The 1,424-nt window shown below is 35.2% G+C and carries 2 protein-coding genes; both read left to right on the top strand.

Going from position 1 to position 1,424, the window contains the following annotated elements; genetic code table 11:
* The first annotated feature begins 90 nt into the window (after positions 1–90).
* Positions 91–603, top strand: a complete 513-nt coding sequence (locus IQ211_RS19220) for a hypothetical protein (RefSeq protein WP_223281904.1) — start codon at positions 91–93, stop codon at positions 601–603.
* 24 nt (positions 604–627) lie between these two features.
* The gene (locus IQ211_RS19215; protein WP_189761393.1) at positions 628–1,227 is read left to right on the top strand and encodes a hypothetical protein; all 600 of its coding nucleotides are present in this window, start codon (positions 628–630) and stop codon (positions 1,225–1,227) included.
* Positions 1,228–1,424 lie beyond the last annotated feature (197 nt).

Genomic DNA, 1,424 nt, shown 5'->3' with positions numbered 1-1,424 from the left:
AATGGTTCTTTAACAAGCTGATAGTCAAAGAAAAAATCGCTTAAAACAGTATGACCGCACCGGAATCGTTCCTAAGACCCCATCGGGCTAATGGGGGGAACCAATCCGTATGCTTACGTTCATAACCCTACAGGGCAGATCGATCCACTGGGATTAAATCCAAAAGATTTAATGCGGTACAAAGCTCGTGACACTATAACCCCTCAATCAGGAGCGAGAGGAACAGCGATCAATAGGGCGTGGGGGCAAGAACGAATTCTTGTTGAAGCAGGCGGAGGTTCTCGCAATTGGTCAGATGAAGAAATTAAAATAATCAAAGAGACTAAAAGTAATGGAAAATTGGCTTCTATTATGTCTCAGAGAGGATATACAGGGCACCATATAATTAGTGTTAAGGGTAATGGTGCCTTGGGAGGAGCTTGGAAAGGAGATCCTAGAAATATTGTTTTCTTACAGAATGGTAAACACCCTAGTGGTATTGATGAACACTTATATAGCAATCAAGGGCATAGAGGTATTTATGAAAATCCAGGAAAAGGCCGCCTAATCGATAGAGAGGAAACTGCAAAGCAATTACGGTTGAAAAAATGTAAGGCTAAATAAATTTTACTTTTCTAAGAGATTAACATGAATAAATTAGAAAAAGCGTTAAATGAACTAGTTAGTGTTCATAATAAATTTAATCTTCAAGGTAAATTTGAAGAAAGAGACGGCATTGAGCAAGAATGGCCTGATTATATTAGAAAATCTGACAGTATATTATTTTTGTTTAAAAAATTTTCACCTGTCGATATGGTAATAGAAACTGGTTTTACTCCGATCAAGTTTTGTGGCTTTGATGAAATAGAGGAGGCTCAATATGGTTATGGTTGGATCAAAAATTCAGATGGGATAATAAAAAATCCTAATTGGCCAGATAATAATTTAGTATTCATGGATGATATTGGTGGAGGAAAACCAATCATTGCTGTATTAGATAATCAAGATATACCTGTTTATGCCAATTATGACGCTGGAAAACCATTTAAAATATCTGATTCGTTAGCTGATTTTTTCATCTCGTTATCAAAATTAATAGAAATAGTATATGGTGAATTTGATATTTTTGAAATTTGCGATGAAGATGATGAATTGAAACCAGAGTTTGTTGAAATGATTGCCAAAGAAATTGAGCCATTAATAGGTTCAGACAATTTTAGGAATTTCTTTGACTATTTCTATGGTTAATAAACATAGTTTCTCATAATATCCATCTTATTAAAAAGCCGGAAAGATCCCCATGATCTTCCGGCTTTCTTATTTTTTAGAGCCGCTTCATATACCGGATCTTAAGAATTAAGCCTTTCAAAACACGCCTCCAATGTTTTGTTTTTACATGATTTTCTTTGCGGTGTTTTGAAAGCATTCCGGCATAAATATTCCCT

The sequence above is a fragment of the Xenorhabdus griffiniae genome (assembly GCF_015163655.1).
GTDB lineage: Bacteria > Pseudomonadota > Gammaproteobacteria > Enterobacterales > Enterobacteriaceae > Xenorhabdus > Xenorhabdus griffiniae.
The sequence above is the reverse complement of the archived record's forward strand: the minus strand, read 5'-3'. Positions and strand labels throughout refer to the sequence as shown.

What these genes read in the sequence shown, in the direction of transcription:
- IQ211_RS19220 (WP_223281904.1), top strand. Translation starts at nt 91, where the DNA reads ATGGGGGGAACCAATCCGTATGCTTACGTTCATAACCCTACAGGGCAG.
- IQ211_RS19215 (WP_189761393.1), top strand. Translation starts at nt 628, where the DNA reads ATGAATAAATTAGAAAAAGCGTTAAATGAACTAGTTAGTGTTCATAAT.